Source organism: Campylobacter showae CC57C, assembly GCF_000344295.2.
Taxonomy (GTDB): Bacteria; Campylobacterota; Campylobacteria; order Campylobacterales; family Campylobacteraceae; genus Campylobacter_A; species Campylobacter_A showae_B.
This window is the reverse complement of record NZ_AOTD01000244.1, coordinates 1-367: the sequence shown is the minus strand read 5'-3', so window position 1 is coordinate 367 and position 367 is coordinate 1. Positions and strand designations below refer to the sequence as shown.

General features: G+C 33.2%; 1 protein-coding gene. It reads left to right on the top strand.

The genetic code is table 11. The features are described 5' to 3' along the window. Positions 1 to 232 precede the first annotated feature (232 nt). Positions 233 to 367 (top strand): twin-arginine translocation signal domain-containing protein (locus tag H740_RS11580; protein ID WP_002953616.1); only part of this gene is annotated, 135 nt, incomplete at its 3' end.

Genomic DNA, 367 nt, shown 5'->3' with positions numbered 1-367 from the left:
CCCGATATAATCACGTTTTTAGGCAAATAAATCTTTAAATATTACAAATAAATTCCAAATTATACCTTCATTTAAGCTTATTCTTTAAAGTTAAGTCCTATAATAACACTAGATAAAATAAATTTAATCTAAGGAGGACGCCCAAAAGACGCCAAGAGTAATAAAGGTATTTAGAGTAGAGTCGTAAATTAAAGATTTACAGGTAATAGCTAAGTAAATTTAAGGAGAAGCTATGAAAAACTCAAACGTTTCAAGAAGAGATTTTGTTAAGTTAAGTATGGTAGGTGCCGGAGCTTTAGCTCTAGGCGGAGTAAATGCGCAAGCAGCCGTTAACGCTAAAGACGTCAAATTTGACGAAGAGTGGGAC